General features: G+C 37.4%; 1 protein-coding gene and 1 pseudogene. Both read right to left on the bottom strand.

From position 1 onward, the window contains the following. Positions 1-522, bottom strand: a pseudogene (locus ROSEINA2194_RS17265) (hypothetical protein); the annotation flags it as partial. Further along, the gene (locus ROSEINA2194_RS17270) at positions 523-1,134 is read right to left on the bottom strand and encodes an ABC-2 transporter permease (protein WP_009860958.1); all 612 of its coding nucleotides are present in this window, start codon (positions 1,132-1,134) and stop codon (positions 523-525) included. Positions 1,135-1,181: the final 47 nt, after the last annotated feature.

Genomic DNA, 1,181 nt, shown 5'->3' on the forward strand with positions numbered 1-1,181 from the left:
TTCTTCTTTTTCACAGAGCTGTTTGTATATTGTCTCAGCGTCATAATCCGGTGAGCTTTTCTCTATGACGTCATAAATCTGCCGGATCCGGGAGACAGGTTCTTCTAACATGTCTGCTGTGTCTTCGGCGGTGTATCCTTTTTGATGCTTTTTAATAACCGGTTCTATAATTTTAGAAGCTGCACCCTCGGTTCTGCCTTCAATCTTTCCCTCAATTCTGCCGGCATTCATGCCCTTCAATTCTGATTCCTTAAAATCGTCCGCAAACAATTCTTTTAATGCTTCACACATATTCAATCCCTCCTTCAGCTTTTCCCAGTTTGCACGCATGACTGCATCTGCGAGTGCCTGGTATAGCTTTGAATTTTTGTTTTTACCATAGGTAGACCATTTCCCGTTCCAGAACAGGCAGACGGGAGAGGGCGGCGGCAAGCAATTCGTCATAGAGGACAACCATATCGCCGCAAATGGTAATCTTTCCTCCACAAAGGGTTGTGACTGTGTTGATAGTTGCTTTATCACCTAATATTCCTTTTCCTTGAAAATACCTACAGTCAAAGGAAAGGACACGATAAATAACAATATAGAACAACCAATTAAAATAAACGGCCCGAACAACGGTATATTAAAAAGCATTGTGACAATACCCAATGCACAAATCAAAGATATGATAAGAAACACAATGGTTTTATCTTCCCCCGCTAAATAAACCATAGGAATAAATATTGCTCCCATTGAAAGACTTATACTAATTCCTACTACAAGTACACCTGAGATACCCTCAAATTGTTCAAAAGTAATTCCATGTAACAGATAGGATAGGGCTATTATAATGCCAACGAAAAGCACTCCTATCATAATCCATAATAATTGATTTATATATAAACTTTTTACAATATCAATCCGCTTTACTGGCAAAGTAAGTTTATATTTTCCCCATTTTGAGGAAAATTCATTTCCAATAACGGTAGCTGCATTTACTGCTAATCCGACAATTCCAATAATTATGAAATACATTTGCCATGTCTGGTCTGGAATAATGATAACGGCAATCCCCATTGCAAACATAAAAAGCAAAAAAATTTTTGCATTTGTCCATACAGCAAGAAAATTGCTTTTAAAAAGACCTTTCATACATGATCCCCCCTTACTAAAAGCAAAAAAAATTCATCAACAGAAAT

This window comes from Roseburia inulinivorans DSM 16841, assembly GCF_000174195.1.
GTDB classification, from domain to species: domain Bacteria; phylum Bacillota; class Clostridia; order Lachnospirales; family Lachnospiraceae; genus Roseburia; species Roseburia inulinivorans.